At 71.3% G+C, this 25,851-nt stretch carries 23 protein-coding genes and 1 pseudogene; 3 read left to right on the top strand and 21 right to left on the bottom strand.

Annotated elements, in window-relative coordinates; all coding sequences use genetic code 11:
- Nucleotides 1-240: 240 nt before the first annotated feature.
- From H0S66_RS20865 to H0S66_RS16605, 9 genes and pseudogenes are all read right to left on the bottom strand, one after another.
- A pseudogene (locus tag H0S66_RS20865) lies at nucleotides 241-594 on the bottom strand (AAA family ATPase); the annotation flags it as partial.
- A gap of 131 nt (nucleotides 595-725) precedes the next feature.
- Nucleotides 726-1,835: an ABC transporter ATP-binding protein gene (locus H0S66_RS16640; RefSeq protein WP_179617473.1), complete on the bottom strand. Its 1,110-nt coding sequence runs from the start codon at nucleotides 1,833-1,835 to the stop codon at nucleotides 726-728.
- Nucleotides 1,836-2,023: 188 nt separating this feature from the next.
- Nucleotides 2,024-3,082 carry an ABC transporter ATP-binding protein gene (locus tag H0S66_RS16635; RefSeq protein WP_179616362.1) on the bottom strand — a complete coding sequence of 353 codons (1,059 nt, stop codon included), beginning with the start codon at nucleotides 3,080-3,082 and terminating at the stop codon, nucleotides 2,024-2,026.
- Nucleotides 3,079-4,086 carry an ABC transporter permease gene (locus H0S66_RS16630; protein ID WP_179616361.1) on the bottom strand — a complete coding sequence of 336 codons (1,008 nt, stop codon included), beginning with the start codon at nucleotides 4,084-4,086 and terminating at the stop codon, nucleotides 3,079-3,081. Before H0S66_RS16630 ends, H0S66_RS16635 begins: the two co-directional genes overlap by 4 nt.
- 148 nt (nucleotides 4,087-4,234) lie before the next feature.
- Complete coding sequence (locus H0S66_RS16625; RefSeq protein WP_179616360.1) at nucleotides 4,235-5,998, bottom strand: ABC transporter substrate-binding protein; 1,764 nt, start codon at nucleotides 5,996-5,998, stop codon at nucleotides 4,235-4,237.
- Between the two features lie 63 nt (nucleotides 5,999-6,061).
- On the bottom strand, nucleotides 6,062-7,045 hold the full coding sequence (locus H0S66_RS16620; RefSeq protein ID WP_179616359.1) for an ABC transporter permease: 984 nt from the start codon (nucleotides 7,043-7,045) through the stop codon (nucleotides 6,062-6,064).
- 232 nt (nucleotides 7,046-7,277) lie between these two features.
- Nucleotides 7,278-9,083 carry an aspartate--tRNA ligase gene (aspS, locus tag H0S66_RS16615; RefSeq protein WP_179616358.1) on the bottom strand — a complete coding sequence of 602 codons (1,806 nt, stop codon included), beginning with the start codon at nucleotides 9,081-9,083 and terminating at the stop codon, nucleotides 7,278-7,280.
- On the bottom strand, nucleotides 9,080-10,435 hold the full coding sequence (gene hisS / locus H0S66_RS16610) for a histidine--tRNA ligase (RefSeq protein ID WP_179616357.1): 1,356 nt from the start codon (nucleotides 10,433-10,435) through the stop codon (nucleotides 9,080-9,082). The genes aspS and hisS overlap by 4 nt, the downstream gene beginning before the upstream one ends.
- A 6-nt stretch (nucleotides 10,436-10,441) precedes the next feature.
- Nucleotides 10,442-11,113 carry an MBL fold metallo-hydrolase gene (locus H0S66_RS16605; protein WP_179616356.1) on the bottom strand — a complete coding sequence of 224 codons (672 nt, stop codon included), beginning with the start codon at nucleotides 11,111-11,113 and terminating at the stop codon, nucleotides 10,442-10,444.
- 116 nt (nucleotides 11,114-11,229) lie between these two features.
- Here H0S66_RS16605 and H0S66_RS16600 point away from each other — a divergent pair, with 116 nt between their 5' ends.
- On the top strand, nucleotides 11,230-12,471 hold the full coding sequence (locus H0S66_RS16600) for a DUF349 domain-containing protein (RefSeq protein WP_179616355.1): 1,242 nt from the start codon (nucleotides 11,230-11,232) through the stop codon (nucleotides 12,469-12,471).
- A 434-nt stretch (nucleotides 12,472-12,905) separates the two neighbouring features.
- On the opposite strand, the gene H0S66_RS16595 is transcribed toward H0S66_RS16600, so the two are convergent.
- From H0S66_RS16595 to pdxT, 10 genes are all read right to left on the bottom strand, one after another.
- A complete protein-coding gene (locus H0S66_RS16595) occupies nucleotides 12,906-15,137 on the bottom strand; it encodes a RelA/SpoT family protein (RefSeq protein WP_179617472.1) in 2,232 nt (743 codons plus the stop codon).
- Between the two features lie 91 nt (nucleotides 15,138-15,228).
- Nucleotides 15,229-15,801, bottom strand: coding sequence for an adenine phosphoribosyltransferase (locus H0S66_RS16590; RefSeq protein WP_179616354.1), 573 nt, complete (start codon nucleotides 15,799-15,801; stop codon nucleotides 15,229-15,231).
- A complete protein-coding gene (gene secF / locus H0S66_RS16585; RefSeq protein WP_179616353.1) occupies nucleotides 15,798-17,048 on the bottom strand; it encodes a protein translocase subunit SecF in 1,251 nt (416 codons plus the stop codon). Before secF ends, H0S66_RS16590 begins: the two co-directional genes overlap by 4 nt.
- On the bottom strand, nucleotides 17,048-18,790 hold the full coding sequence (secD, locus tag H0S66_RS16580; protein WP_179616352.1) for a protein translocase subunit SecD: 1,743 nt from the start codon (nucleotides 18,788-18,790) through the stop codon (nucleotides 17,048-17,050). The genes secF and secD overlap by 1 nt, the downstream gene beginning before the upstream one ends.
- Nucleotide 18,791: 1 nt before the next feature.
- Nucleotides 18,792-19,091, bottom strand: a complete 300-nt coding sequence (gene yajC, locus H0S66_RS16575; RefSeq protein WP_179616351.1) for a preprotein translocase subunit YajC — start codon at nucleotides 19,089-19,091, stop codon at nucleotides 18,792-18,794.
- 119 nt (nucleotides 19,092-19,210) lie between these two features.
- Entirely contained in the window at nucleotides 19,211-20,242 is a 1,032-nt protein-coding gene (ruvB, locus tag H0S66_RS16570; protein ID WP_218877215.1) for a Holliday junction branch migration DNA helicase RuvB, read from the bottom strand.
- Between the two features lie 54 nt (nucleotides 20,243-20,296).
- Nucleotides 20,297-20,908, bottom strand: coding sequence for a Holliday junction branch migration protein RuvA (gene ruvA, locus H0S66_RS16565; RefSeq protein WP_179616349.1), 612 nt, complete (start codon nucleotides 20,906-20,908; stop codon nucleotides 20,297-20,299).
- Nucleotides 20,905-21,462, bottom strand: coding sequence for a crossover junction endodeoxyribonuclease RuvC (gene ruvC / locus H0S66_RS16560; protein ID WP_218877213.1), 558 nt, complete (start codon nucleotides 21,460-21,462; stop codon nucleotides 20,905-20,907). Before ruvC ends, ruvA begins: the two co-directional genes overlap by 4 nt.
- Before the next feature lie 115 nt (nucleotides 21,463-21,577).
- Complete coding sequence (locus H0S66_RS16555; RefSeq protein WP_179616347.1) at nucleotides 21,578-22,351, bottom strand: YebC/PmpR family DNA-binding transcriptional regulator; 774 nt, start codon at nucleotides 22,349-22,351, stop codon at nucleotides 21,578-21,580.
- Between the two features lie 12 nt (nucleotides 22,352-22,363).
- Nucleotides 22,364-22,984 (bottom strand): pyridoxal 5'-phosphate synthase glutaminase subunit PdxT, encoded by a 621-nt coding sequence (pdxT, locus tag H0S66_RS16550; protein WP_179616346.1) that lies wholly within the window; start codon nucleotides 22,982-22,984, stop codon nucleotides 22,364-22,366.
- A gap of 56 nt (nucleotides 22,985-23,040) precedes the next feature.
- Here pdxT and H0S66_RS16545 point away from each other — a divergent pair, with 56 nt between their 5' ends.
- Complete coding sequence (locus H0S66_RS16545; RefSeq protein WP_179616345.1) at nucleotides 23,041-23,823, top strand: hypothetical protein; 783 nt, start codon at nucleotides 23,041-23,043, stop codon at nucleotides 23,821-23,823.
- A gap of 165 nt (nucleotides 23,824-23,988) precedes the next feature.
- On the opposite strand, the gene pdxS is transcribed toward H0S66_RS16545, so the two are convergent.
- Together pdxS and pgsA are read right to left on the bottom strand one after the other, a co-directional pair.
- On the bottom strand, nucleotides 23,989-24,906 hold the full coding sequence (pdxS, locus tag H0S66_RS16540; RefSeq protein ID WP_179616344.1) for a pyridoxal 5'-phosphate synthase lyase subunit PdxS: 918 nt from the start codon (nucleotides 24,904-24,906) through the stop codon (nucleotides 23,989-23,991).
- Between the two features lie 20 nt (nucleotides 24,907-24,926).
- On the bottom strand, nucleotides 24,927-25,583 hold the full coding sequence (gene pgsA / locus H0S66_RS16535) for a phosphatidylinositol phosphate synthase (protein WP_179616343.1): 657 nt from the start codon (nucleotides 25,581-25,583) through the stop codon (nucleotides 24,927-24,929).
- Nucleotides 25,584-25,692: 109 nt separating this feature from the next.
- On the opposite strand from pgsA, the gene H0S66_RS16530 reads away from it, so the two are divergent.
- Complete coding sequence (locus H0S66_RS16530; protein WP_179616342.1) at nucleotides 25,693-25,830, top strand: hypothetical protein; 138 nt, start codon at nucleotides 25,693-25,695, stop codon at nucleotides 25,828-25,830.
- Nucleotides 25,831-25,851 lie beyond the last annotated feature (21 nt).

Genomic DNA, 25,851 nt, shown 5'->3' with positions numbered 1-25,851 from the left:
GGCCGCCTCGAGGTAGGTCAGGCTGCGGCGGGCGTCGCCGCCCGCGAGCCGCACCAGGTGCTCGGCGGCGTCCTCGGCCAGGGTGTACTCCCCCGCCAGCCCCCGCTCGTCGACCAGAGCCTGGTCGATGACGGCGCGCACGTCGGCGTCGCTGAGCGACTCCAGGCGCAGCAGCAGGCTGCGCGAGAGCAGCGGCGAGATGACCGAGAAGAAGGGGTTCTCGGTGGTGGCCGCCACCAGCGTGACCCAGCGGTTCTCGACCCCGGGCAGCAGGGCGTCCTGCTGGGCCTTGCTGAAGCGGTGCACCTCGTCGACGAAGAGCACCGTCTCGTGGCCGGTGGCCACCAGCTCGGCCCGCGCGCTGTCGATGGCGGCGCGCACCTCCTTGACCCCTGCCGAGACCGCGGAGACCTCGACGAAGCGCCGGTCGGTCTGCTGGCTCAGGATCGAGGCGATCGTGGTCTTGCCGGTGCCGGGCGGGCCCCACAGCAGCAGCGACAACGAGCGCTGGTCCTCGATCAGCTGGTGCAGCGGCGAGCCGGGCTCGCGCAGCTGCGACTGCCCGACCAGCTCGTCGAGGGTGCGCGGACGCATCCGCACCGCCAGCGGCGCCGAGGCGTGCGAGGTCGCGGCCAGGGAGCCGCCGCCGGAGCGGCCGGGGCCGCCAGAGCCGGCTGTCGGGGCGTCGAACAGTGCGTCCACCCCGACAGCCTAGGAGCCGGTGCTCAGGCCGAGACCATCTGCCTGGACTTCACGTCGAACCAGCGCTTCTCGTAGCCCGGGCCGGTGGCGAGCTCCTCGGGGGTCACCGAGGGGTCGGGGCTGCCCTGCCCGTCGACGCCCAGCAGGCCCGAGGTGACCGGGGTGCGCGGGGCGTCGCCCAGCTCACCGGCGAAGTGGCAGGCCACCTTGTGGCGCGGGCCGATCTGCAGCAGCGGCGGCTCGACCTTGGCGCAGATGTCCTGGGCCAGGTGGCAGCGGGTGCGGAAGCGGCAGCCCGAGGGCGGGTTGATCGGGCTGGGCACGTCGCCCTCGAGCCGGATCCGCTCACGACGCCCGCCGACCGCGGCCTGCTTGACGTCGGGCACGGCCGAGAGCAGCGCCTGGGTGTAGGGGTGGTGCGCCGAGCCGTAGATGGTCTCGCGGTCGGCGATCTCCACGATCTTGCCCAGGTACATCACCGCGACCTCGGGGCAGAAGTGCCGCACGATCGCGAGGTCGTGGGCGATGAAGAGGAACGCGATGCCCATCTCGGCCTGCAGCTCCTGGAGCAGGTTGATCACCTGCGCCTGGATCGACACGTCGAGCGCCGAGACCGGCTCGTCGGCCACCAGCAGCTTGGGGTTCAGGGTCAGCGCCCGGGCGATGCCGATGCGCTGGCGCTGACCGCCGGAGAACTCGTTGGGGTAGCGGTTGTAGTGCTCGGGGTTGAGGCCGACGACCTCGAGCAGCTCCTTGACCCGGTCCTTGATCTTGTTCTTCGGCACCACGTTGTGCACCGAGAGCGGCGCACCGACGATCGCGCCGACGGTGTGGCGCGGGTTCAGCGAGGTGTAGGGGTCCTGGAAGATCATCTGCACGTCGCGGCGCAGCGGCTTCATGGCCCGGTTCGACAGCTTCGCCAGGTCGGTGCGGTCCTCGCCGAAGTACATCGCGCCGCCGGTGGGCTCGTAGAGGCGCGTGATCAGCCGACCGGTGGTCGACTTGCCGCAGCCCGACTCCCCCACCAGGCCCAGCGAGCCGCCCTGGGGCACCTCGAAGCTGATGCCGTCGACGGCCTGCACGTGCCCGATGGTGCGGCGCACGACGCCCGAGGACTTCACCGGGAAGTACATCTTGAGGTCGTCGACCGAGAGCACCGCGGGGGCGTCGGGGTCGAGCTTGGTGGCGCCGTGGCCCTGCGCGGCGATCTCGGCGAAGCTCAGGTGCGAGACGTCGTCGGGCTTGGCCAGCTCGGGGGCGTGCTTGGCCTCCGGGTTCTCGGGGTTGCGCTCGGGGTCGGTGTCCAGGTTGATGTTCGACATCAGCTCTCCTCGAGCAGCTCGGGGGCGATGACGGGCAGGACCTCGCGCTCGTAGATCGCCTCGGGGTCGCGCAGGTGGCAGCGCTTGAGGTGTCGGGGGTTCGAGCCACCCTGCTCGAAGGCCGGCATCGTCGTGGCGCACAGGTCGCCCTCGACCTTGTCGGAGTGCACGCACCGGGGGTGGAAGGCGCACCCGGTCGGCGGGTTCAGCAGGCTCGGCGGGTTGCCGGGGATCGGGATCAGCTTGGAGTCGGTGTCGCCGGTGACGTCGGGCACCGAGGAGAGCAGGCCCCAGGTGTAGGGCATCTGCGGCCGGGTCAGGATCTCCTTGCCGGTGCCGTACTCCACGCCGCGACCGGCGTACATGACCAGCACGTCGTCGGCCATCTCGGCGATGACGCCGAGGTCGTGGGTGATGATGATGACCGCGGAGTCGAACTCGCTCTGCAGGTCCTGCAGCAGGTCGAGGATCTGCGCCTGCACCGTCACGTCGAGCGCGGTGGTCGGCTCGTCGGCGATCAGCAGCGACGGGTCGTTGATCAGGCCCATGGCGATCATGGCGCGCTGGCGCATGCCGCCCGAGAACTGGTGCGGGAAGTCGTCGACGCGGCGGTCGGGCTGCGGGATGCCGACGCGGTCGAGCATCTCGATGGCCTTGCGGCGCGCCTCGCGCTTGGTGGCCTTGGGGTGGTGCACCAGGTAGGCCTCGGCGAGCTGGCCGCCGATCTTGTAGAAGGGGTGCAGCGCGGCCAGGGCGTCCTGGAAGATCATCGCGACCTGGCGACCGCGCAGCTTGCGCAGACCGGACTCGTTCAGGCCCACGACCTCCTGGCCGTCGACCCGGATCGAGCCGGTGATGCGGGCGGTGCGAGCGTCGTGCAGGCCCAGGACGGCCATCGAGGAGACCGACTTGCCCGAGCCCGACTCACCCACGATGCCGAGGGTCTTGCCCTTCTCGACCGAGTAGCTCAGGTCCTGCACGGCGGTGACGAGGCCGTCCTCGGTCGGGAACCGGACCGTGAGGTCCTCCACGACGAGGAACGGGTCGGTGGCGCTCACGAGAGCCTCACTCTCGGGTCGAGGATGGAGTAGACGAGGTCGACGATCAGGTTGGCCAGGATCAGGATCACGGCGCTGAACAGCGCGGTGGCCGAGACGATCGGCAGGTCGCGCTGCCCGACGGCGCGCAGACTCCACAGGCCGATGCCCTCGATGTCGAAGATGCGCTCGGTGAAGATGGTGCCGGCCAGCAGGGTGCCGAAGTCGATGCCGAAGATGGTCACGATCGGCACCAGTGCGGCGCGCAGGCCGTGCTTGTAGACGACCGTGCGGGTCGGCAGGCCCTTGGCCTTGGCGGTGCGGATGTAGTCCTCGCTCAGCGCCTCGACCATCGCGCCGCGGGCGTAGCGGGTGTACTGGGTGCAGCCGAAGATGCCCAGGCAGATCCACGCCAGCGCGAGACCACCGAACCAGGCCGTGGGTGACTCGGTCAGTGGCACGTAGCCGGTGTTGCCGATGAGGGGTACCTCCCACTTCAGTGAGAAGTACAGCCAGGTCAGCAGGGCGAACAGGTAGTAGGGCACCGAGCTGAGGAACAGGAAGCTGGAGACCAGGGCCTTGTCCTGCACGGTGCCGCGTCTTCGCGCGGCCGCCACCCCGATGGGTACGCCGAGCAGCAGGTAGAGGGTCGCGCCGCCGACGGCGACGGAGAAGGTGGCCGGCAGGCGGGACTTCATGTCCTCCCAGACCGGCTGGCCGTTCTTGTAGGACAGCCCGAAGCAGGGGGCGTCGCAGCGGGTGGTCTGGGCCGCGACGGTGATGTCGCGCCCGACGAAGACACCCTTGACGTACTCGCCGTACTCGGCGTACCAGGCGTTGTTGTAGCCCAGCTCCTCGGTGAAGCGGTCGAGGCGCTCGGCGTTGCAGCGGTTGGAGGTCTTGGTGTCGCACATGACCCGGGCGGGCTCGTTGGGCCCGTACCAGAAGAGCAGGAAGATCGACATGGACACCAGGAACAGCACCAGCACGCCGGCCAGGAGCCGTTTGACGACATAGGCGAACATCGAGGATCTCTCTTCCGTGGGGAGGTCGTGCGGGGCGACGGGGACCCCCGGTTCTCGGGGGTCCCCGCCGCAGTCGTGCTATTGATCGTGCACTAGCTGGTGGTGCGGTGAACCGAAGGGCTCACGTGGTGCTGATCGACGGGGTCGATCACTGCATCACGTAGAGGTCCTTGTAGTTCGGGGCACCGATCGAGCCGTCACCGGTGGGGTTGCCGATCTTGGAACCGAACGCGTAGAGGTCGTTGCGGAACGCGGTGGGGATGATCGGGAAGAACTCGGTCGACATGGTCTCGTCGAGCTCGCCCCAGGCCTCGGCCTGCTCCTCGAGGGGCAGGGTCGGGATCTCGTCCATGCGGTCGTCCATCGACTGCTCGGAGAAGAAACCGGTGTTGTAGGTCGCGCCCGTGCGGGTCAGCGGCGGGACCATGGTCAGGCCCGAGGGCCAGTCCGAGCACCAGTTGACGCCACGCAGGTTCAGGCTCTTGTTGAGCTTGTCGTCCGGGTTGGTCCAGGTGGAGTACGGGGACTCCTGGACACCGGTCGCCTTGACCGTGAAGCCGGCCTCCTCGAAGCCCTTCTCCAGCTGCTGCTGCGAGGCAACGGCCAGCGGGTCGGCTTCGTAGAAGATCATCGAGATCTCGGCGGGCGTGTCGGACTCCGCGAGGAGCTCCTTGGCCTTCTCCGGGTCGTAGGTGAACTGCTCACCGTCGACGAAGTAGTCGCTCTTGCCCGACATGCCCGGGGGCATGATCGAGTTGGCGGGGACGCGGGTCACGCCCGGCACCTCGCCGCCGGCCTGCCAGACCGACTCGTAGGGGATCGCGTAGGCGACAGCCTTGCGCCAGTTCAGGTCCGTCGACTCGTAGTCGGGGTACAGGAAGCTGGTGCACTGCGAGGACTGCTGCACCAGGCGGTCGCCGAGGACCTCGGAGCCGTCGGTGTAGCTGCTCGAGCCGAGCTGCGTGGACAGCGCGGTCTGCGACTCGGTGTTGTCGCTGAGCATGATCTGGTCGGTCTGGTCGCCGTCGGCGTTGAACTTGAAGACCCACTTGTCGGCGTACTGGTGGCGCGCCGGGTCGGACTCGGGGTTCCACTGGTCGTTCTTGACCAGCACCAGCTCGTCGCCGGGGCGGAACGAGTCGACCTTGTAGGGGCCGTTCGACTTGATGTTCTGACCGTAGGCCGGGGGCTGGCTCTCCTTGCCCAGCGGAGCCGGGCCCATCGCCATGAAGGCGCCCCAGTAGTCCATGTCGGGGAAGGTCTTGGCCATCTTGATGGTGACGGTCGAGGCGTCGTTGTCGAACTCGACACCCTCCCAGTCAGCGTTCTTGCTGGTGTAGGGGCCCTCGTACTCGCCCGCACCCAGGAAGTACTGCTGCGAGTACTCGGTGCCGGGACCCGACGGGAACTGCTCGGAGTCCATCGACCGGGTGATGCCCCAGGCGACCTCCTCCGCGGTGATCGGGGAGCCGTCCTCCCAGGTGGCGTCGTCGCGGATCTCGAAGGTCCACTCGGTGAAGTCCTCGTTGGGCTGACCGAGGTCGACGGCCAGGTCGGGGACCAGGATCATCTCGCCGGTGGTCGACTCGGGGTCACGCTTGTACTGCGTCAGCGAGCGGCTGGTGAGCGCCTGCTGGATCGAGTTTCCGGTGACCGACCAGCCGTTGGTGGGGTCGAGGTCGTCCGGGCCGGGGTCGCCGGGCAGGAAGACGGTGATGGTGCCACCAGCGGTGGCGCCCTCGATGTCCTCGGCCGGGCCCTGGGCCTCGGGGTCCTTGTCGATGGTCTCCGCGGCGTTGTCGAACTCGCGCTCGCCCGCGTTGGTCTCGCCACCGTCGCCCGAGCCACCACACGCGGCAAGGGTCAACAGCGCAGCGCCGGCGACAACCGCCAGCGGCTTGGTCCGTCTCATGGTCCAGCCTTTCTTGTTACTTGGATCGAGACGCGAGGAGGATTCGCGCCACGTCGAGCCCCGTCAGCGACGGGTCTTCGGGTCGAGCGCGTCACGAACCGCGTCGCCCAAGAGGTTGAGTGCCAGCACGAGCGCCACGATGCCGAGGAGCGGCTGCCACAGGTAGAGGGAGTAGTCGTTGAAGAAGCTGGTCGCCTGGGTCAGCGTCTGGCCCCACGACGGGCGCGAGGTGATGCCGATGCCCAGGAAGGCCAGGCCCGCCTCGGCGGAGACGAAGGCCGGCAGCATCAGCGAGGTGCTGACCACGATCGGCGCCGCCAGGTTGGGCATCAGCTCGCGCAGCAGCACCCGGCGGGTGGGCATGCCCAGCACCCGGGCGGCCTGGATGAACTCGCGCTCGCGCAGCGAGAGCACCTCGCCGCGGATCAGTCGCGCCAGGCCCATCCAGCCGAAGAAGGCCAGCACCATCACCAGCTGGGCGACCTGGATGGTCACGTAGTTGGGGTTGTCGCGGAAGCGCTCGCTGACGATCGGCGCGATGGTCAGCGCGGCCAGCAGGAAGGGCAGGGTGAGGAAGAAGTCGGTGATGAACGAGATCACCTTGTCGACGACGCCGCCCAGGAAGCCGGCCAGCAGGCCGAGCGTGATGCCCACGACCGTGGCCACGATGGTGGCCAGGGTGGCGATCTGGAGCGAGTTGCGCGCACCCTCGAGCCAGTAGGCCAGGTTGTCGGTCGCGGTGCGGGGCGCGATGCCGAAGGGGTGCTCCATCGTGAAGGCGCCGTAGGGCGGGCCGTACTCGGGGCGCGGGACGCCGTCGAGGTCGAGGAACTGCGCGGACAGCACGGTCTCGGTGTCGACACCGAAGAGCCGCTGCAGCACGCCCGAGAAGATCGCGATCAGCACGAAGAAGAGCACCGTGGCCAGGCAGACGACCGCGATCTTGTCGCGCATCAGGCGACCCATCGCGATCCGCATCGGCGACTTGCCGGTGATCGACTTCGCCTTCTTGGTGCTCGGGTCCTTGCCCGGGGGCTCGTCGCTCATGTGACCCAGCGTCTCGGGTCCGGCGGTCTGTGCCGACGACATGCTCACCCCATCTGGTTGGTTCGCCGGGGGTCTCCCGGCGCGCGCTCGCTGCGCGCCGAGCGAGACTCTATGTGACCCGCGACGCGTCGTCGGTCACTCGGGAGTAACGATCTGGTCTCGGGCCTCGAGACGCAGCGACCCCCCTGCGCCCGTGGCGCAGGGGGGTCGTCAAGGAGTTGTCCTAGGAGGCTCAGGCCTGCGCGGTGGCGGGCTCCCCCGCCTCCGACTCCTCGTCCTCGGGCTCGGGCTCGGCGTCGACGCCGGCCTCGGCGCGCTGCTCGGGCGTGATCGGCGCGGGTGCGGCCGTCAGCGGGTCGAAGCCGCCACCGGACTTGGGGAAGGCGATGACGTCGCGGATGGAGTCGGCCCCGGCCAGGATCGCGCAGATCCGGTCCATGCCCACGGCGATGCCGCCGTGCGGCGGCGCGCCGTACTTGAACGCGTCGAGCAGGAAGCCGAACTTCTCGGCCGCCTCCTCCTCGCCGATGCCCATCACGGAGAAGACGCGCTTCTGCACGTCCTCGCGGTGGATACGGATCGACCCGCCGCCGAGCTCGCTGCCGTTGCAGACGATGTCGTAGGCGAAGGCCAGCGCCGCGCCGGGGTCGGACTCCAAGGAGTCCATGAACTCCGGCTGGGGGCTGGTGAAGGCGTGGTGGACCGCGGTCCACGCGCCGGCGCCCACGGCGACGTCGCCGCTGGCGACCGCGTCGCTGGCCGGCTCGAAGAGCGGGGCGTCGACGACCCAGGTGAAGGCGAAGGCCGACTCGTCGATCAGCCCGCAGCGGCGGCCGATCTCCAGCCGTGCAGCGCCCAGCAGGGCCCGGCTGGGCTTGGTGGCACCGGCCGCGAAGAAGACGCAGTCGCCCGGCTCGGCGCCCACGTGGGCCGCCAGGCCCTCCTTCTCGGCGTCGCTGAGGTTCTTGGCGACCGGGCCGCCGAGCGTGCCGTCCTCGCCCACCAGCACGTAGGCCAGCCCGCGCGCGCCGCGCTGCTTGGCCCACTCCTGCCACGCGTCGAGCTGCTTGCGCGGCTGCGAGGCGCCACCGGGCATCACGACCGCGCCGACGTACTCGGCCTGGAAGACCCGGAACGGGGTCTCGGCGAAGTAGGCGGTGCACTCGACGAGCTCCTGGCCCATCCGCAGGTCGGGCTTGTCGGAGCCGAAGCGGGCCATGGCGTCGGCGTAGGTCATCCGCGGGATCGGGCGCGGGATCTCGACGTCGATGAGCGCCCACATCGCCGAGAGCACGTCCTCCATCAGCTCGATGACGTCCTCCTGCTCCACGAAGGACATCTCGATGTCGAGCTGGGTGAACTCGGGCTGGCGGTCGGCGCGGAAGTCCTCGTCGCGGTAGCAGCGCGCGATCTGGTAGTAGCGCTCCATGCCGCCGACCATCAGCAGCTGCTTGAACAGCTGGGGGCTCTGCGGCAGGGCGTACCAGCTGCCCGGGTGCAGGCGGGCCGGCACCAGGAAGTCGCGGGCGCCCTCGGGGGTGCTGCGGGTCAGGGTCGGGGTCTCGACCTCGACGAAGTCGTGGCGGTCCAGCACGTCGCGGGCGGCCTTGTTGACCTTGCTGCGCAGGCGCAGCGCGTGGGCCGGGCCCGAGCGGCGCAGGTCGAGGTAGCGGTGCTTGAGCCGCACCTCCTCCCCCACCTCGACGTGCTCGTCGATCGGGAACGGCAGCGGTGCGGCGGTGCTGAGCACCTCGAGGTCGGTCGTGACGACCTCGATCTCGCCGGTCGGCAGGTTGGCGTTGGCGTTGCCCTCGGGGCGCAGGCCGACCTCACCGGTGACCTTGATGCAGAACTCGTTGCGCAGCTGGTGGGCCACGGCCTCGTCGCGCACGACGACCTGGACGACACCGCTGGCCTCGCGAAGGTCGAGGAAGGCGACCCCGCCGTGATCGCGCCGCCGGGCCACCCACCCGGCGAGGGTGACGGTCTGGCCGACGTGCTCGGCGCGGAGGGCGCCGGCGTCATGGGTGCGGATCACTGCTTCTGCTCCTGATCTGTGCGGGAGACGACCTTCGGTCGGAGGTCGTCGTGGGGCGGGGCCCAGGTGTCCGGGTCAGCGGCCACCTGCTCCCCCGTGCGGATGTCCTTGACCTGGTGACCGGCCTCGCCGGTGAACCAGACGTAGGGGATGCCGCGGCGCTCGGCGTAGCGGATCTGCTTGCCGAACTTCGCGGCGCTGGCCGCCACCTCGCAGGGCACGCCGTGGGCGCGCAGCGCGGTGGCGATGGCGTCGGACTCGGACCTGCTGTCCTCGTCGTTGACCGCGACCAGCACGGCGCTGGGCACCGCGCGGTCGGCGGTCATCCCGGTGCGGGCCAGCAGCGTGACCACCAGCCGGCTCAGCCCCAGCGAGATGCCGACGCCGGGGTAGGTGGTGCGGCCGTCGCTGGCCAGGGCGTCGTACCGGCCGCCCGAGCAGATCGAGCCCAGCGACTCGTAGCCGTCGAGGCGGGTCTCGAAGACGGTGCCGGTGTAGTAGTCGAGCCCGCGGGCGATCGACAGGTCGGCCTCGATGCGGACCCGGTCGTCGACCAGGTCGGCGCAGCCGGCCACCAGGGCGGCGAGCTCGGTGAGGCCCTCGTCGAGCAGCGGGTGCTCCACGCCCAGCGCGCGCACCCGGTCGACGAAGGAGGCGTCGGCGCTGCGGATCGTGGCCAGGGCCAGCACCTGCTCGGCCTGGGCGTCGCTCGCGCCGGCCTCGTCGACCAGCAGCGCGCGGACCTGCTCGACCGGCAGCTTGTCGAGCTTGTCGACCAGGCGCATCACCTCGTCGGTGTCGGCGATGCCGAGCCCGGCGTAGAAGCCCTGGATGAGCTTGCGGTTGTTGACCTGCAGGCGCAGGCTGGGCAGGAGGTCGATGCGCGAGAGGGCGTCGAGCATCACCCGCGTCACCTCGACGTCGTGGTGGAAGGCCAGCGTGTCGCGACCGACGATGTCGATGTCGGCCTGGGTGAACTCGCGGAACCTGCCCTCCTGCGGCCGCTCGCCGCGCCAGACCTTCTGGATCTGGTAGCGCCGGAAGGGGAACTCCAGCCGGCCCGCGTTCTCCAGGACGTAGCGGGCGAAGGGCACCGTCAGGTCGAAGTGCAGGCCGAGGCCGGCGTGGCCCTCCGGCGACTCCTCCTGCAGCCGGCGCAGCAGGTAGACCTCCTTGGAGGTGTCACCCTTGCGCAGCAGCTGGTCGAGCGGCTCGACGGCGCGGGTCTCGATGCCGGCGAAGCCGTGCAGCTCGAAGGTCTGGCGCAGGGTGTCGACGACCTGCTGCTCGACGACGCGCTGCGCGGGCAGCAGCTCGGGGAACCCGCTCAGCGGGCGGATCTTGGCGCTCATGGGTCCTCAGAGGTCCTGGAGGTACGGGTTGGTCGCGCGCTCGCGACCGATGGAGGTCTGCTCGCCGTGGCCCGGCAGCACCACGATGTCGTCGGCCAGCGGCAGCACCTTGGCGGCCAGGCTGCGCAGCATCGTGGGGTGGTCGCCTCCCGGCAGGTCGGTGCGCCCGATCGAGCCCGCGAAGAGCAGGTCGCCAGAGAACATCACCTCGGAGACGTCCTGGGCGTCGTACGGCGTGCGGAAGGTGACCGAGCCCTCGGTGTGCCCGGGCGCGTGGTCGACCACGAAGCGCAGCCCGGCCAGCTCGAGCTCCTGGCTGTCGGAGAGCTCGCGCACGTCGTCGGGCTCGGCCCACTCGTAGGAGCCGCCCAGCAGCATCTGGGTGGTCTCGCGCGACATGCCGGCCATCGGGTCGGTCAGCAGGTGCCGGTCGGCGGGATGGATGTAGGCCGTGGCGTCGTAGCTGCCGGCGACCGGGGCCACGCACCACATGTGGTCGACGTGACCGTGGGTGACCAGCACCGAGACGGGCTTGAGGCGGTGCTCGCGCACCACCTCGGCGACGCCCTGGGCGGCGTCCTTGCCGGGGTCGACCACCACGCACTCGGAGCCCGCTCCGGTGGCGACGACGTAGCAGTTGGTGCCCCAGGGACCTGCGGGGAAGCCGGCGATGAACACGGCGCCACACTATCGACCGGGGCGCCCGGAGCCGAACCCAGACGTCGCCACTAGCATGTGACCTCACATCTGCACCTGCCTCTCGCACCGGGGCACCGAGGACACAGGGAATCTTTGTGACGAGCCACCAGTGGGGACGCGTCGCCGACGACGGGACCGTCTACGTCAGGACCGCCGACGGCGAGAGGTCGGTGGGGTCCTACCCCGCCGGCACGCCCGAGGAGGCACTCGCCTTCTTCACCGAGCGCTTCGCAGCGCTGGCCTTCGAGGTCGAGCTGCTCGAGAAGCGGGTGAACTCCGGGGTCATGTCGCCCGAGGAGGCGGCCGAGTCGGTGCGCACCGTGCGCGCCCAGGTCCACGACGCCAACGCCGTCGGCGACCTCGCCGGCCTCGAGGCGCGCCTCGACGCGCTCGCGCCGATCCTGGCCACGCAGCGCGACGCGCGTCGTGCCGAGAAGGAGAAGCGCAACGCCGAGGCCCGCGAGGCCAAGGAGAAGCTGGTCGCCCAGGCCGAGAAGCTCGCTGAGGGCGACGACTGGCGCCACGGCGCCAACCGGCTGCGCGACCTGCTGGAGCAGTGGAAGGCGATCCCGCGCATCGACCGCGCCTCCGACGACGCGCTGTGGCGCCGCTTCTCCACCGCCCGCACCGGCTACACCCGCCGCCGCAAGGCCCACTTCGCCCAGCTCAGCGAGCAGCGCGAGGGCGCCAAGGCGGTCAAGGAGCGCCTGGCCGCCGAGGCCGAGGCCCTCGCCGACTCCACCGACTGGGGCCCCACCGCGGGCCGCTACCGCGACCTCATGCGCGACTGGAAGGCCGCCGGCCCGGCCCCCAAGGACATCGACGACAAGCTGTGGAAGCGGTTCCGGGGCGCGCAGGACCGGTTCTTCGGTGCCCGCGACGCCGCCAACGCCGCGCTCGACGAGGAGTTCGCCGCCAACGCCGTCGTCAAGGACGCCCTGCTCGTCGAGGCCGAGGCCCTGCTGCCGGCCCTCGAGGAGAGCGGCGACATCGAGGCCGCCAAGCGCGCCTTCCGCGACATCGCCGACCGCTGGGACGCGGCCGGCAAGGTCCCCCGCTCGCGGATGAAGGAGCTCGAGGCCCGCATCCGCAAGGTCGAGCAGACCATCCGCGGCCACGAGGACGAGCAGTGGCGCCGCTCCGACCCCGAGAAGTCGGCCCGTGCCGACGACATGGTCGCCAAGCTCCAGGCCGCGATCGACGACGTCGAGGCCGACCTGGAGAAGGCGCGTGCGGCCGGCAACGACAAAAAGGTCGCCGAGCTCGAGGAGAACCTCGCCTCGCGCCACGCCTTCCTCGAGATGGCGCGCCGCGCCTCCGCCGAGTACGGGAGCTGAGCACCCCGTAGGTCGCACCACCGGGCTCGCCCGTTGGTCGAGCAGCGAGGGCGGGCCCCGTTGGTCGAGCAGCGAGGACCCGCCCCGTTGGTCGAGCAGCGAGGGCTGAAGGCTCGAGCGTCGCCGAGACCCCGTGACTCCACGGCGTACCGCAACCGGGCACGTCACCGGGCCTCGACGACGCTCGTCGCTGGCGCTCCTCACTGCTCGACCAACGACCCACGAGCTGGCCCGTTCGAACCAGCCGGCTCGGCGCACCACCGCCGCAGGTCGAGCAGCGAGCGCCCTCCCCGTTGGTCGAGCAGCGAGGGCCGAAGGTTCGAGCGTCGCCGAGACCCCGTGACTCCACGGCGTACTGCAACCGGGCACGTCACCGGGTCTCGACGACGCTCGTCGCTGGCGCTCCTCGCTGCTCGACCGACGGTGCGCGGGCGCTACTGGGTGACGCGGTAGGCGTCGAAGACGCCGGGGACGCCTCTCACGGCGCGCAGCACGGTGTCGAGGTGCTTGGTCTCGGCCATCTCGAAGGTGAAGCGGCTCTTGGCCACCCGGTCGCGGCTGGTGGCCAGCTGCGCCGAGAGGATGTTCACGTGGGCGTCGGAGAGCGCCATGGTGATGTCGGAAAGCAGCCGGGCCCGGTCGAGCGCCTCGACCTGGATGTTGACCAGGAAGGTCGAGGTGGTGGTGGGCGCCCACTCGACCTCGAGGAGCTTCTCGGGCTGGGACTGCAGCGAGCGGGCGTTGGTGCAGTCCTGGCGGTGCACCGAGACCCCGCCGCCCTTGGTCACGAATCCCAGGATCGGGTCGGGCGGCACCGGTGTGCAGCACTTGGCCAGCTTGACCCACAGGTCCGAGGCGCCCTTGACGACCACGCCGGCGTCGCCGCCGCCCGACGTACGACGGTGCGCGCGCCGGCCGGTGATGGTGACGGCCTCGGCGAGGTCCTCCTCGGCACCCTGCGCGCCGCCGTGCAGGTCGAGCACCTGCTTGACCACGGCCTGCGCCGAGAGGTTGTTCTCCCCCACCGCGGCGTAGAGCGCGGTGACGTCGGCGATCTTGAAGTGCTCGGCGGCCAGGGTGAGCGACTCGTGGGAGAGCAGCCGCTTGAGGGGCAGGCCCTCCTTGCGCATGAGCTTGGCGATCTGCTCCTTGCCCTGCTCGATCGCCTCCTCGCGGCGCTCCTTGGTGAACCACTGGCGGATCTTGGAGCGGGCGCGCGGGGACTTCACGAAGCCCAGCCAGTCGCGCGAGGGGCCGGCGTTGACCGACTTGGAGGTGAAGACCTCGATCACGTCGCCGTTCTCGAGCTTCGACTCCAGCGGCACCAGGCGCCCGTTGACGCGGGCGCCGATGGTGTGGTGGCCGACCTCGGTGTGCACGGCGTAGGCGAAGTCGACCGGGGTCGAGCCCGAGGGCAGCGCGATCACGTCGCCGCGCGGGGTGAAGACGTAGGTCTCGGCGCGGTTGATCTCGAAGCGCAGCGACTCCAGGAACTCCCCCGGGTCCTCGACCTCGCTCTGCCAGTCGAGCAGCTGGCGCACCCACGACATGTCGTCGAGGTCGGCGCGCTTCTCGGTGTCGACGCCGGTGCGGCCGTTCTCCTTGTACTTCCAGTGCGCGGCGACGCCGTACTCGGCGCGGCGGTGCTGGGCGAAGGTGCGGATCTGCATCTCCACCGGCTTGCCCTGCGGGCCCATCACCGTGGTGTGCAGCGACTGGTACATGTTGAACTTCGGCATCGCGACGTAGTCCTTGAACCGGCCCAGGACCGGGTTCCACCGCGAGTGCAGGATGCCGAGCACCGCGTAGCAGTCGCGGTCCTCCTCGACCAGCACCCGGATGCCGACCAGGTCGTAGATGTCGGAGAACTCCCGACCGCCCACGATCATCTTCTGGTAGATCGAGTAGTAGTGCTTGGGCCGGCCGGTGACCTTGGCCTTGATCCGTGCCTCGCGCAGGTCGGTCTCGACCTGGCTGATGACCTGGGCCATGAACTGCTCGCGCGAGGGCGCCCGCTCGGCGACCATCCGCACGATCTCGTCGTAGATCTTGGGGTGCAGGGTGGCGAACGCGAGGTCCTCCAGCTCCCACTTGATGGTGTTCATGCCCAGCCGGTGGGCCAGCGGGGCGTAGATGTCGAGGGTCTCGCGCGCCGTGCGCTCCTGGCTCTTCTGCGGCACGAACCGCAGGGTGCGCATGTTGTGCAGCCGGTCGGCGAGCTTGATGACCAGCACCCGGATGTCGCGCGACATCGCGACGATCATCTTGCGGATCGTCTCGGCCTGCGCGGAGTCGCCGTAGACGACCTTGTCGAGCTTGGTCACCCCGTCGACCAGCAGCGCCACCTCCTCGCCGAAGTCGGCCGTCAGCTCCTCGAGCGTGTACGGCGTGTCCTCGACGGTGTCGTGCAGCAGCGCGGCCGCCAGGGTCGGCTCGGTCATGCCGATGCCGGCCAGGATCGTGGTGACCGCCAGCGGGTGCGTGATGTAGGGGTCGCCGCTCTTGCGCATCTGGGTGCCGTGCAGCCGCTCGGCGGTGACGTAGGCACGCTCCAGCAGGGCCAGGTCGGCCTTGGGGTGGTTGGCGCGCACGGCGCGGAACAGCGGCTCCAGGACCGGGTTGGCGCCCTGCCCGCGGTGGCCCATCCGGGCCAGGCGGGCGCGCATGCTGCGAGCGGAGGCCGGTACGGCGTCGTGGGCGCGCTCCGACCCCGCCTCGGGCGTCGGGGCGGGTCGGTCCTGGCTCACGTCACTCAGTCTAGGACTCGGTCTCGGGGGCGTCGGCGCCGACGCTCATCAACGTCGTGACGGCGACCTCGCCGAGCGCCTCGCGCCAGGGCAGGAACGCCAGGTCCATCAGCACCGCGACCCCCACCACCTCGGCGCCGCAGCGCTCGACCAGGTCGACGGTGGCGCGGGCCGTGCCGCCGGTGGCCAGCACGTCGTCGACCAGCAGCACCCGGTGGCCGGCGCGCACACCGTCGGTGTGCATCTCCAGCGTGGCCGAGCCGTACTCGAGGTCGTAGGAGACCGCGTGGGTCTCGCGGGGCAGCTTGCCGGCCTTGCGCACCGGCACGAAGCCGGCGCCCAGGGCCAGCGCCACCGGGGCGCCGAGGATGAAGCCGCGCGCCTCCATGCCCACCACCACGTCGACGACCGGGCGGCCGTCGGCGTCGCGGCCCGCGTGCGCGAGCCCGGCCACCACGGCCGCGAGGCCGTCGTGGTCGGCCAGCAGCGGCGTGATGTCCTTGAAGACCACCCCGGGCTCGGGGTAGTCGGGCACGTCGCGCACCAGCCGGCCCAGCGCCTCGCGGGCCGCGTCGAGGCTCACTTCTTGCCGCGCTTCGAGCGGGTCTGGCGGCTCGGTTGCTGGCGCCCGGCGGCGCCGCTGCGGCGCACCTCGCCACGGGCCTGGGGCAGGGTGCGGCCCCGGCCCATCGGCTCCTGGGCGCGCGGCGGCGCGGTGCGCGGCTCGGCCGGCACCGTCGCCGGCACCGGGGCGCCGGGGGCGCCCGGGGCGGGTCGGGTGCCCGACTCGTCGGTGACGGCCATGCCCTCGGAGTAGCCCGGCACCGCGGCGTACCGGTCGCCCTGGCGGGCGCGCGCCTTGGCGCGGCGCTCGGCCATCACGACTTCGGTCTCCCCCGCCTTCAGGTCCACCAGGAACGGGGTGGCGATGAAGACCGAGGAGTAGGTGCCGGCGGCCATGCCGACGAACAGCGCGAGCGCCAGGTCCTGCAGCGAGCTGGCACCCAGCTGGATCGCGCCGACGTAGAGGATCGCCCCGACGGGCAGCAGCGCGACCAGCGAGGTGTTGATCGAGCGCACCAGGGTCTGGTTGACCGCCAGGTTGGCGGCGGCGGCGTACGTCGTGCCGCCCCGGCCGAGCCCGGCGGTGTTCTCGCGGACCTTGTCGAAGACCACGACGGTGTCGTAGAGCGAGAACGCCAGGATCGTCAGCAGACCGGTGACGGTCGCGGGCGTGACCTCGAAGCCCGAGAGCGCGTAGACGCCGACGGTGATCACCACGTCGTGGGCCAGCGCGACCAGCGCCGCCACCGACATCTTCCACTCGCGGAAGTACGCCCAGATGAAGAGCACCACGAAGAAGAGGAAGACCGCGAGACCGATCAGCGAGGAGCGGGCCACGTCGGCGCCCCAGCTGGCCCCGATGTCCTCCTGCGAGAGGTCGGCGGCGGCGTCGATGCCGGTGGCCTCGACGATCGCGCGGGCGACCTCGGTGCTCTCCTCCTGGGAGAGCTGGCCGGTCTGGACGAGCAGCGAGTCCTCGCCCAGGGTGCTGACCACGGGCGAGGCAGCGCCCTCGACGCCGGTGTCGGCGACGGTCGAGCGCAGGTCGTCGGCCTGCTCCTGGGTCGCCTCGGTGCCGAGGCTGACGCGGTACTGCGTGCCGCCGGTGAACTCGATGCCGAGGTCGAGGCCGCGCACGCTGAGGCCGAGCACCGCCACGGCGACCAGCACCGCGGAGATGGCGTACCAGAGCCACTTCTTGCCGACGAAGTCGACGGAGCGCCTGCCGGTGTAGAGGTCGTTGCCGAGTCGTGAGTACCGGCCCATCAGGCGGTCCCTCCTGCCGGGACGCGGTCGACACCGAGCGTCTCGGGGTTGAGGCCCGAGAGCTTGTGACCGCTGTGGAAGAACGGGAAGCGGGCCAGCCACGAGACGGCCGGCTTGGTGAAGAAGAAGAACACCACCAGGTCGATGATCGTGGTCAGGCCCAGCGCGAACGCGAAGCCCTTCACGACGCCGGCCGCGAAGATGTAGAGGATCACTGCGGCGAGGATCGAGACGACGTCGGCGGCCACCGCGGTGTTGCGGGCCCGCTTCCAGCCCGACTCGACGGCCACCCGCATCGACTTGCCGTCGCGCATCTCGTCGCGGATCCGCTCGAAGAGCACGATGAAGGAGTCGGCGGTGATGCCGACGGCCACGATCAGCCCGGCGATGCCGGGCAGGGTGAGCGTGAAGCCGGCGGTCTCGCTGAGCAGCAGCACCATCCCGTAGGTGATGGCGCCGGCCACCACCAGCGAGGCGATGACGACGGTGCCCAGCCCGCGGTAGTAGAGCAGGCAGTAGAGCATCACGACGCCCAGGCCGATGCCGCCGGCCAGCAGGCCCGCGGAGAGCTGGTCACCGGCGAGGGTGGGGCCCACGACCTGGGTCAGCGGGTCGTCCTCGAAGGCGATCGGCAACGCGCCGAACTTCAGGCTGGTGGCCAGGCTGGCGGCGCGCTCCTCGTTGAAGTCGCCGGTGATCTGGGCGTTGCCGTCGACGATGACGCCGTCCATGGTCGGCGCGGACAGCACCTGGCCGTCGAGCACGATCGCGAACTGCTTCTCGGTGCCGAAGAGCGAGCGCGAGATCTCGGCGAAGGTGCGGGTGCCGCCACCGTCGAAGGACAGCAGCACGGCGTAGGCGACCTGGCCCTGCGGGATCGCCGACGAGGCGTCGGAGAGCTCGGTGCCCTCGATCATGGCCGGCGAGAGCAGGTAGGCCACGCCGTCCTCGTCGCAGGTCACCAACGGGGTCTCGGGGTCGTCGGCCATCGGCGAGCCGGAGCCGTCGGCGGGGCACTGGTACTGCGCGAAGGCCGCGACGCACTCGGAGGTGGGCTGGTCGACCCACTGCAGCGGCTCGTCGGTCAGCGGGTCGTCGGCGGCGGCGGTGACGCACTGCTCGTAGACGTCGGCCTGGTTGTTCTTCTTGGTGCCGCCCTGCTGGGTGGGCTCCTCGGTCGGCTCCTCGGTGGGCTGCTCGCCCTCGCCGCCGGCCTTGACGCCGAAGCCGAGTGCGGGGCGGTTGTTGCCCTGCTGCTGGTCGGTGCCCTCGGAGCCGTCGGACCCGTTCGAGCCGTCGGCCCCGTTGCCGCCGCCGTTCGTGGTGGGCGCCTCGGGGATGATCTGCTCGGGCAGCCCGGTGGTGCTCTGGCAGCGTCCGTCGACCTGCGAGCAGGCCACCAGGCGGAAGCGCAGCTGGGCGGTGCGCTGGACGGTGTCGAGCAGGTCGCGGCGGTTCTCGCCGGGGACCTCCACCACGATGTCCTTGCCGCCCTGCGTGGTCACCTCGGCCTCGGCGACGCCCGAGCCGTTGACGCGGTCGTCGATGATCTTGCGGGCCTCCTCGAGCGACTCGTCGGTCGGGTCGCCCTCGGCGCGCAGCGTGATGCTGGTGCCGCCCTGCAGGTCCAGGCCGAGCTGGGGCGTCCAGCTGCCGGCCAGGGCCACCAGGCCGAAGAGCACGGCGACCGAGGCGAAGAAGGCGACCAGGGTGCGCCCGGGGTTGGAGGGGCGTCGGGCCACCTCAGAGCTCCTCGGGACCGGCGGGGTCGGCCGGCTCGTCGACGCGGGAGACGATGCGGCCGACGGCGCCGCGCGCGACGCGCAGCACCACGCCGGGGCTGACCTCGAGCTCGAAGGTGTCGTCGGCGAGGCCGCGCACGGTGCCCTGGATGCCCGAGGTCAGCATGACCTCGTCACCCACGGCGATGGACTGCTGCATCGAGATGAGCTCGCGGTTGCGCCGTGACTGCGGACGGATGATCAGCAGCCAGAACACGAACGCGATGCCCAGCAGGGGCAGGAAGGGGGCGATGGCCTCCACGAAGGACCTCTCCACGTACGACGACAGGGGTGACCGCCGGGCTCGGGCCCGGGGACGGCCGCGCGAAAGTGTAGCCGCGGGGGTGTGGCCCACGGCATCGCCGCCCTGCCGGGCGCCGCTCAGTCGGCGTCGGAGCCGAAGAGGGTCTCCTCGCCGCCCGCCGGCGGGGCCAGGCCCAGGTGGGTCCAGGCGGCCGGGGTGGCCACCCGGCCACGCGGCGTACGGGCCAGGAAGCCGATGCGCACGAGGAACGGCTCGGCGACCTCCTCGACGGTCTCGCGCTCCTCGCCCACGGCGACCGCCAGGGTGGAGACCCCGACGGGACCGCCGCCGAAGCGTCGGCACAGCACGTCGATGACCCCGCGGTCGAGCCGGTCGAGGCCCAGCGCGTCGACCTCGTACAGGTCGAGCGCGGCCTCGGCGACCTCGAGGGTCACCACGCCCCCGGCGCGCACCTGGGCGTAGTCGCGCACCCGGCGCAGCAGCCGGTTGGCGATGCGCGGGGTGCCGCGGGAGCGGGACGCGATCTGGGCCGAGCCCTCGCTTGTCAGCTCGACGCCGAGCAGCCCCGCCGAGCGGTGCACGATCGTGTCGAGGTCGCGGGGCTCGTAGAACTCCAGCTGCGCGGTGAAGCCGAAGCGGTCGCGCAGCGGACCCGGCAGCAGCCCGGCGCGGGTGGTGGCGCCGACGAGGGTGAAGGGCGGGATCTCGAGCGGGATGGCAGTGGCGCCGGGGCCCTTGCCGATGACGACGTCGACCCGGAAGTCCTCCATCGCCATGTAGAGCATCTCCTCGGCGGGGCGCGACATCCGGTGGATCTCGTCGATGAAGAGCACGTCGCCCTCGTTGAGCCCCGACAGGATCGCCGCCAGGTCGCCGGCGTGGGTGATGGCCGGGCCGCTGGTCAGGCGCAGCGGCACGCTCATCTCGTGGGCGATGATCATCGCCAGGGTCGTCTTGCCCAGGCCCGGAGGGCCCGAGAGCAGCACGTGGTCGGGGGCGCGCTCGCGCATCCGCGCGGCCTCCAGCACCAGCCCGAGCTGGTCGCGCACCCGCTGCTGGCCCACGACCTCGTCGAGGGTGCGCGGGCGCAGCGCCGCCTCGACGGCGCGCTCGTCGCCGTCGGCCTCGGCCACGGTCAGGGAGCGCAGGTGGCTCTCCTCCGCGGCGGCGTACTCGTCGTAGGGGTCCTCGTGCACGAGCGATCAGGCCTTCGAGAGCATGCGCAGGGCCGAGCGCAGCAGGGTCGCGACGTCGGGGCTCTGCCCCGCCTCGGGCGCCACCTCGTCGACCGCGCGGTCGGCGTCCTTGGCCGACCAGCCGAGCCCGACGAGGCCCTGGTGGACCTGGTCGCGCCAGGGCTCGGCGCTGGCCGCCGGGGCCGCGGTCCCGCGAGTGCCGACCGGCGCACCGAGGCGGTCCTTGAGCTCGAGGATGATCCGCTGGGCGCCCTTCTGGCCGATGCCGGGCACCCGGGTCAGGGTCTTGACGTCCTCGGCGCCCACGGCGCGGCGCAGGTCGTCGGGGGCGAGCACCGCGAGCATCGCCTGCGCCAGCTTGGGCCCCACCCCGGAGGCGGTCTGCAGCAGCTCGAAGCAGGCCTTCTCGTCGTCGTCGAGGAAGCCGAAGAGGGTCAGCGACTCCTCGCGCACCACCATCGAGGTCGGCAGGGTGGCCTGCTGGCCGGTGCCGATCTTGGGCGAGAGCGTGGCCAGGGTGCCGGGGGTGCACATCAGCTCGAGGCCGACGCCGCCGACCTCGAGCACGGCGCTGTTGAGGGTCACCGCGGCCACGGGGCCTCGGACGTAGGCGATCACGGGGTCCTCCTGGGGACGGCGCGGGCGGGGACGGCGCGGGCAGGGACGGCTCGGGTCTGGCGGGCCACGGCCTGCTCGAGGCGGGCCTGGGCGCCGCCGCGCCAGATGTGGGTGATGGCCAGCGCCAGCGCATCGGCGGCGTCGGCGGGCTTGGGCGGGGCGTCGAGGCGCAGGATGCGGGTCACCATCGCCCCCACCTGCTGCTTGGTGGCCCGGCCGCTGCCGGAGACGGCGGCCTTGACCTCGCTGGGGGTGTGCAGCGCGATCGGCAGCCCCCGGCGTGCGGCGACCACCATGGCGATGCCGCTGGCCTGGGCGGTGCCCATCACGGTCGAGACGTCGGAGCGGGCGAAGACCCGCTCGACGGCCACCGCGTCGGGCCGGTGCTCCTCGATCCAGGCCTCGACACCCTTCTCGATGGTCACCAGCCGCTGGGCCACCGGCAGGTCGCTGCTGGTGCGCAGCACGTTGACGTCGACCAGGCTCAGCGGACGCCCGACCGAGCCGTCGACCACGCCCATCCCGCAGCGGGTCAGCCCGGGGTCGATCCCCAGCACGCGCATCGGTCCACCTCTCCGTCGAACGTCTGTTCGCACGGCTCGACGGTACGCGACCGGCCCGGCCGCTCGTCGTACGACACGCGGGGGCGCGCGGCCTTCGGCCGGGTGCTCAGTCCTCGGAGTCCTCGAGCTCGGCCATCACGACGTCGGGGACGTCGAAGTTGGCGTAGAGGTTCTGCACGTCGTCGAGGTCCTCGAGGACGTCGACGAGGCGGAACATCTTGGCGGCGCCGTCCTTGTCGAGGGCCACCTGCATGTCGGGCACGAACTGCGCCTCGGCGGAGTCGTAGTCGATGCCGGCGGCCTGCAGGGCGGTGCGCACGGCGACCAGGTCGGTGGCCTCGGAGACGACCTCGAAGGACTCCCCCAGGTCGTTGACGTCCTCGGCGCCGGCGTCGAGGGTGGCCTCGAGCAGGTCGTCCTCGGCGACGGTGCGGCCCTCCTGGTCCTTGGCCACCACGACGACGCCCTTGCGGTGGAAGAGGAACGAGACCGAGCCCGGGTCGGCCAGCGAGCCGCCGTTGCGGGTCATCGCGGTGCGGACCTCCATAGCGGCCCGGTTCTTGTTGTCGGTGAGGCACTCGATGAGCATCGCGACGCCGCTGGGGCCGTAGCCCTCGTACATGATCGTCTGGTAATCGGCGCCGCCGGTCTCGGCGCCGGAGCCGCGCTTGACCGCGCGGTCGATGTTGTCGTTGGGGACCGAGGACTTCTTGGCCTTCTGGATCGCGTCGTAGAGCGTGGGGTTGCCGGTGGGGTCACCGCCGCCCATCCGGGCCGCGACCTCGACGTTCTTGACGAGCTTGGCGAACATCTTGCCGCGCTTGGCGTCGACGATCGCCTTCTTGTGCTTGGTGGTCGCCCACTTGGAGTGTCCAGACATGCGTCTTCCCGTCTACTCGGCTCTGCTGCGTGGCCGCACCAGGTCCACGAGCAGCTGGTGGACCCGGGAGTCGCCCCCCACCTCGGGGTGGAACGACGTCGCCATCAGGTGGCCCTCACGGACCGCGACGATCCTACCTGCGGCCTCGCCGTGGTCGACACGGGCGAGCACCTCGACCCCGGGGCCGACCTCCTCGACCCAGGGGGCGCGGATGAAGACGCCGTGCACCGGCTCGTCGAGCCCGGCCATCTCGACCGGTCCCTCGAAGGAGGCGACCTGGCGCCCGAAGGCGTTGCGCCGCACCGTCATGTCGATGCCGCCGAGGGTCTCCTGGCCCTCCGCGCCGTCGACGACCCGGTCGGCGAGCAGGATCATCCCGGCGCAGGTGCCGAGCACCGGCAGCCCGGCGGCGACCGCCTCGCGCAGCGGCTCCATGAGCCCGAAGGTGCGGGCCAGCCGCGCCATCGTGGTGCTCTCGCCCCCGGGCAGCACCAGGGCGTCGCAGGCCGCGAGCTCCTCGGGGCGGCGTACGCGCAGCGTCGCGCAGCCGAGCAGCTCGAGAGCGGCGACGTGCTCGCGCACGTCGCCCTGGAGGGCCAGGACGCCGATCGTGGGTGGGTTCGCAGCGGGCACGGGCGGAGTCTAGGGACCCTCCCCCACCGGTCCGGGGCCGGTGGCAGAGTGGACCCATGCCCAGCTCCCGGTTGACCGGCGTCCTCGCCGTGGCGGTACTGCTCACCGGCGCCTGCGGCGACGACGGCACCTCGTCCCAGGACGAGCCACGTGGCCTCATGAGCAGCACCTCGACCGGCTCGACCAGCCCGACCGGCTCCGGGCCGGCGGTCGAGGCCGCCGACGAGCCGCAGGCGGCGTACCTGGCCTGGCTCGCGGCGCTCGAGTCGCAGGACGCGGAGGCGGCGTGCGAGCGGCACCACCCGGAGCTGACGATCGCGCTGCGCTACGAGGCGATCCTGCTCGACCGCGCCGAGCTCGGTGACCCGTGCACGGGGTTCGTCGCGCTGCTGTGGGAGGACCCGCTGCGCGAGGTCGTCCCGGTCGAGGTCGAGACCACCCAGGACACGGGCGAGAAGGCGACGGTCGCCGCCCGCTTCGAGGGCGGGTCGGAGACGGCGCAGCTGGTCTACCACCGTGCGCAGTGGCGGGTGCTGAGCACCGAGTCACGCGTCGAGGCCACCGAGGGGGCGCTCCCCGACGCCCCGCAGCGCTGGGTGCGCGTGTGGTGCGACCTCGAGGTGGGCGCCGACCGCGCTTCCGTGGTGGAGCAGATGGGTGAGCCGTCGGGCGAGTACACCATCGACAACGGCGGCGAGCCGCAGCTGTGGTGGGCCCAGGACCAGTACGACTTCCGCGCCTACCTCGACGCCCGGGACCGGGTCCTCGACCTGGTCGGCGACTACGACGCCCTGGGCGCCGCCGACCGCGAACAGCTGGACTGCCCCGAGCTCAGGTGAGGGCCGAGCGGTCACTTCTGCACCATCGAGCAGTCACAAATGACCCACCGACCGGTCGGTGGCGCACCACCGACCGGTCGAGGAGAGATCTGTGCCGGCTCAGCGCGAGATCTGCGCCGGGTCAGCGCGAGATCTGCGCCGGGTCAGCGGGAGATTCGGGCCGGGTCACCAGCCGCGCTCGGAGAGGCGGTGCGGAGCGGGGATCTCGTCGACGTTGAGGCCGACCATCGCCTCGCCCAGGCCGCGCGAGACCTTGGCGACCATCGCCGGGTCGTCGTGGAAGGTGGTGGCCTTGACGATCGCCTCGGCGCGCTGGGCGGGGTTGCCCGACTTGAAGATGCCCGAGCCGACGAAGACGCCGTCGGCGCCGAGCTGCATCATCATCGCGGCGTCCGCGGGGGTGGCGATGCCGCCGGCGGTGAAGAGGACGACGGGCAGGCTGCCGCGCTCGGCGACCTCGGCCACCAGCTCGTACGGCGCCTGCAGCTCCTTGGCGGCGACGTAGAGCTCGTCCTTCGACATCGCCGAGAGCCGGCGGATCTCGCCGAGGATGGTGCGCATGTGGGTGACGGCGTTGGACACGTCGCCGGTGCCGGCCTCGCCCTTGGAGCGGATCATCGCCGCGCCCTCGGTGATGCGGCGCAGCGCCTCGCCGAGGTTGGTCGCACCGCAGACGAAGGGCACGGTGAACTGCCACTTGTCGATGTGGTTGGCGTAGTCGGCCGGGGTGAGCACCTCGGACTCGTCGACGTAGTCGACACCGAGGCTCTGCAGCACCTGCGCCTCGACGAAGTGGCCGATGCGGGCCTTGGCCATGACCGGGATCGAGACGGCCTCGATGATCGAGTCGATCATGTCGGGGTCGGAGGCGCGCGAGACGCCGCCCTGGGCCCGGATGTCGGCGGGCACGCGCTCGAGGGCCATCACCGCGACGGCTCCGGCGTCCTCGGCGATCTTCGCCTGCTCGGCGGTCACGACGTCCATGATCACGCCGCCCTTCAGCATCTCGGCCATGCCGCGCTTGACCCGGTCGGTGCCGGTCGTGGGCTGGTCGCTGGTGGGCTGCTGGGGCGTCTGCGTCATACCCCCGATTCTACGGGCGTTTACCCAGCCGACCGATTCTGCGTCGGGCCCTGGGCACCCGCGGCGGCGTCGGCCGCCACGGCCTGCTTGCGCACCTTGTCGACCCGGTAGACCACGGTCGCGGTGTTGGCCACGGCGAGGATCCACAGGGCGGCGTACATCAGCACCGGCACGCCGAAGATCGCACCCAGGCCGGTGGCGACCAGGATCAGCACCAGCCGGTCGGCGCGCTCGGCGATCCCGCCCTTGGCGTCCATGCCCAGCGACTCGGCGCGGGCCCGGGCGTAGGAGGTGACCGAGCCCATCACCACGCAGTAGAGCGACAGCGAGAGGTAGAGCATCGAGTCGCCGGGGCCGGCGAAGTAGAGGACCAGGCCGCCGAAGACGGCGCCGTCGCCGATCCGGTCGAGCGTGGAGTCCCAGAACGCGCCGAACTTCGAGGAGCGGCCCAGCCGGCGTGCCATCTGGCCGTCGACGAGGTCGCTGAAGACGAAGGCGGTGATGAAGAGGACACCGATCAGCAGCTCGCCCTGGGGGAAGAAGATGAGCGCGCCCGCGGCCACCCCGAGGGTGCCGACGAGGGTCACCGCGTCGGGGCTGATGCCCAGCCTGATGAAGAGCGTGACGAAGGGGGCGAGCACGACGCCCTGCCAAAAGCCTTTGAACCTGTCCAACATGGTGGGCGAAGGCTATCGGTCCTGCGTCGCGGCGTGGCGTCGGGTGCGCCGGAACAGGCGTACAGTCGAGGGATCGGGCCATCCAGGCCCGCCATCAGGGAGTCCGCACATGAGCGACAAGTCGCCGCGGCACGGCAAGTCCCCCAAGTCCACCAAGTCGATCAAGGAGAAGCGGGCCGAGAAGCGGGACAAGCCCTCCTCGACCATCGCCGACCCGATCGTGAAGCCGACCGACAGGCGCCGATGACGGGCCCTGCGCCCCTCCTCA

Source organism: Nocardioides marinisabuli (assembly GCF_013466785.1).
Classification (GTDB): Bacteria; Actinomycetota; Actinomycetes; order Propionibacteriales; family Nocardioidaceae; genus Nocardioides; species Nocardioides marinisabuli.
This window is presented reverse-complemented; position numbering and strand designations above follow the sequence as displayed.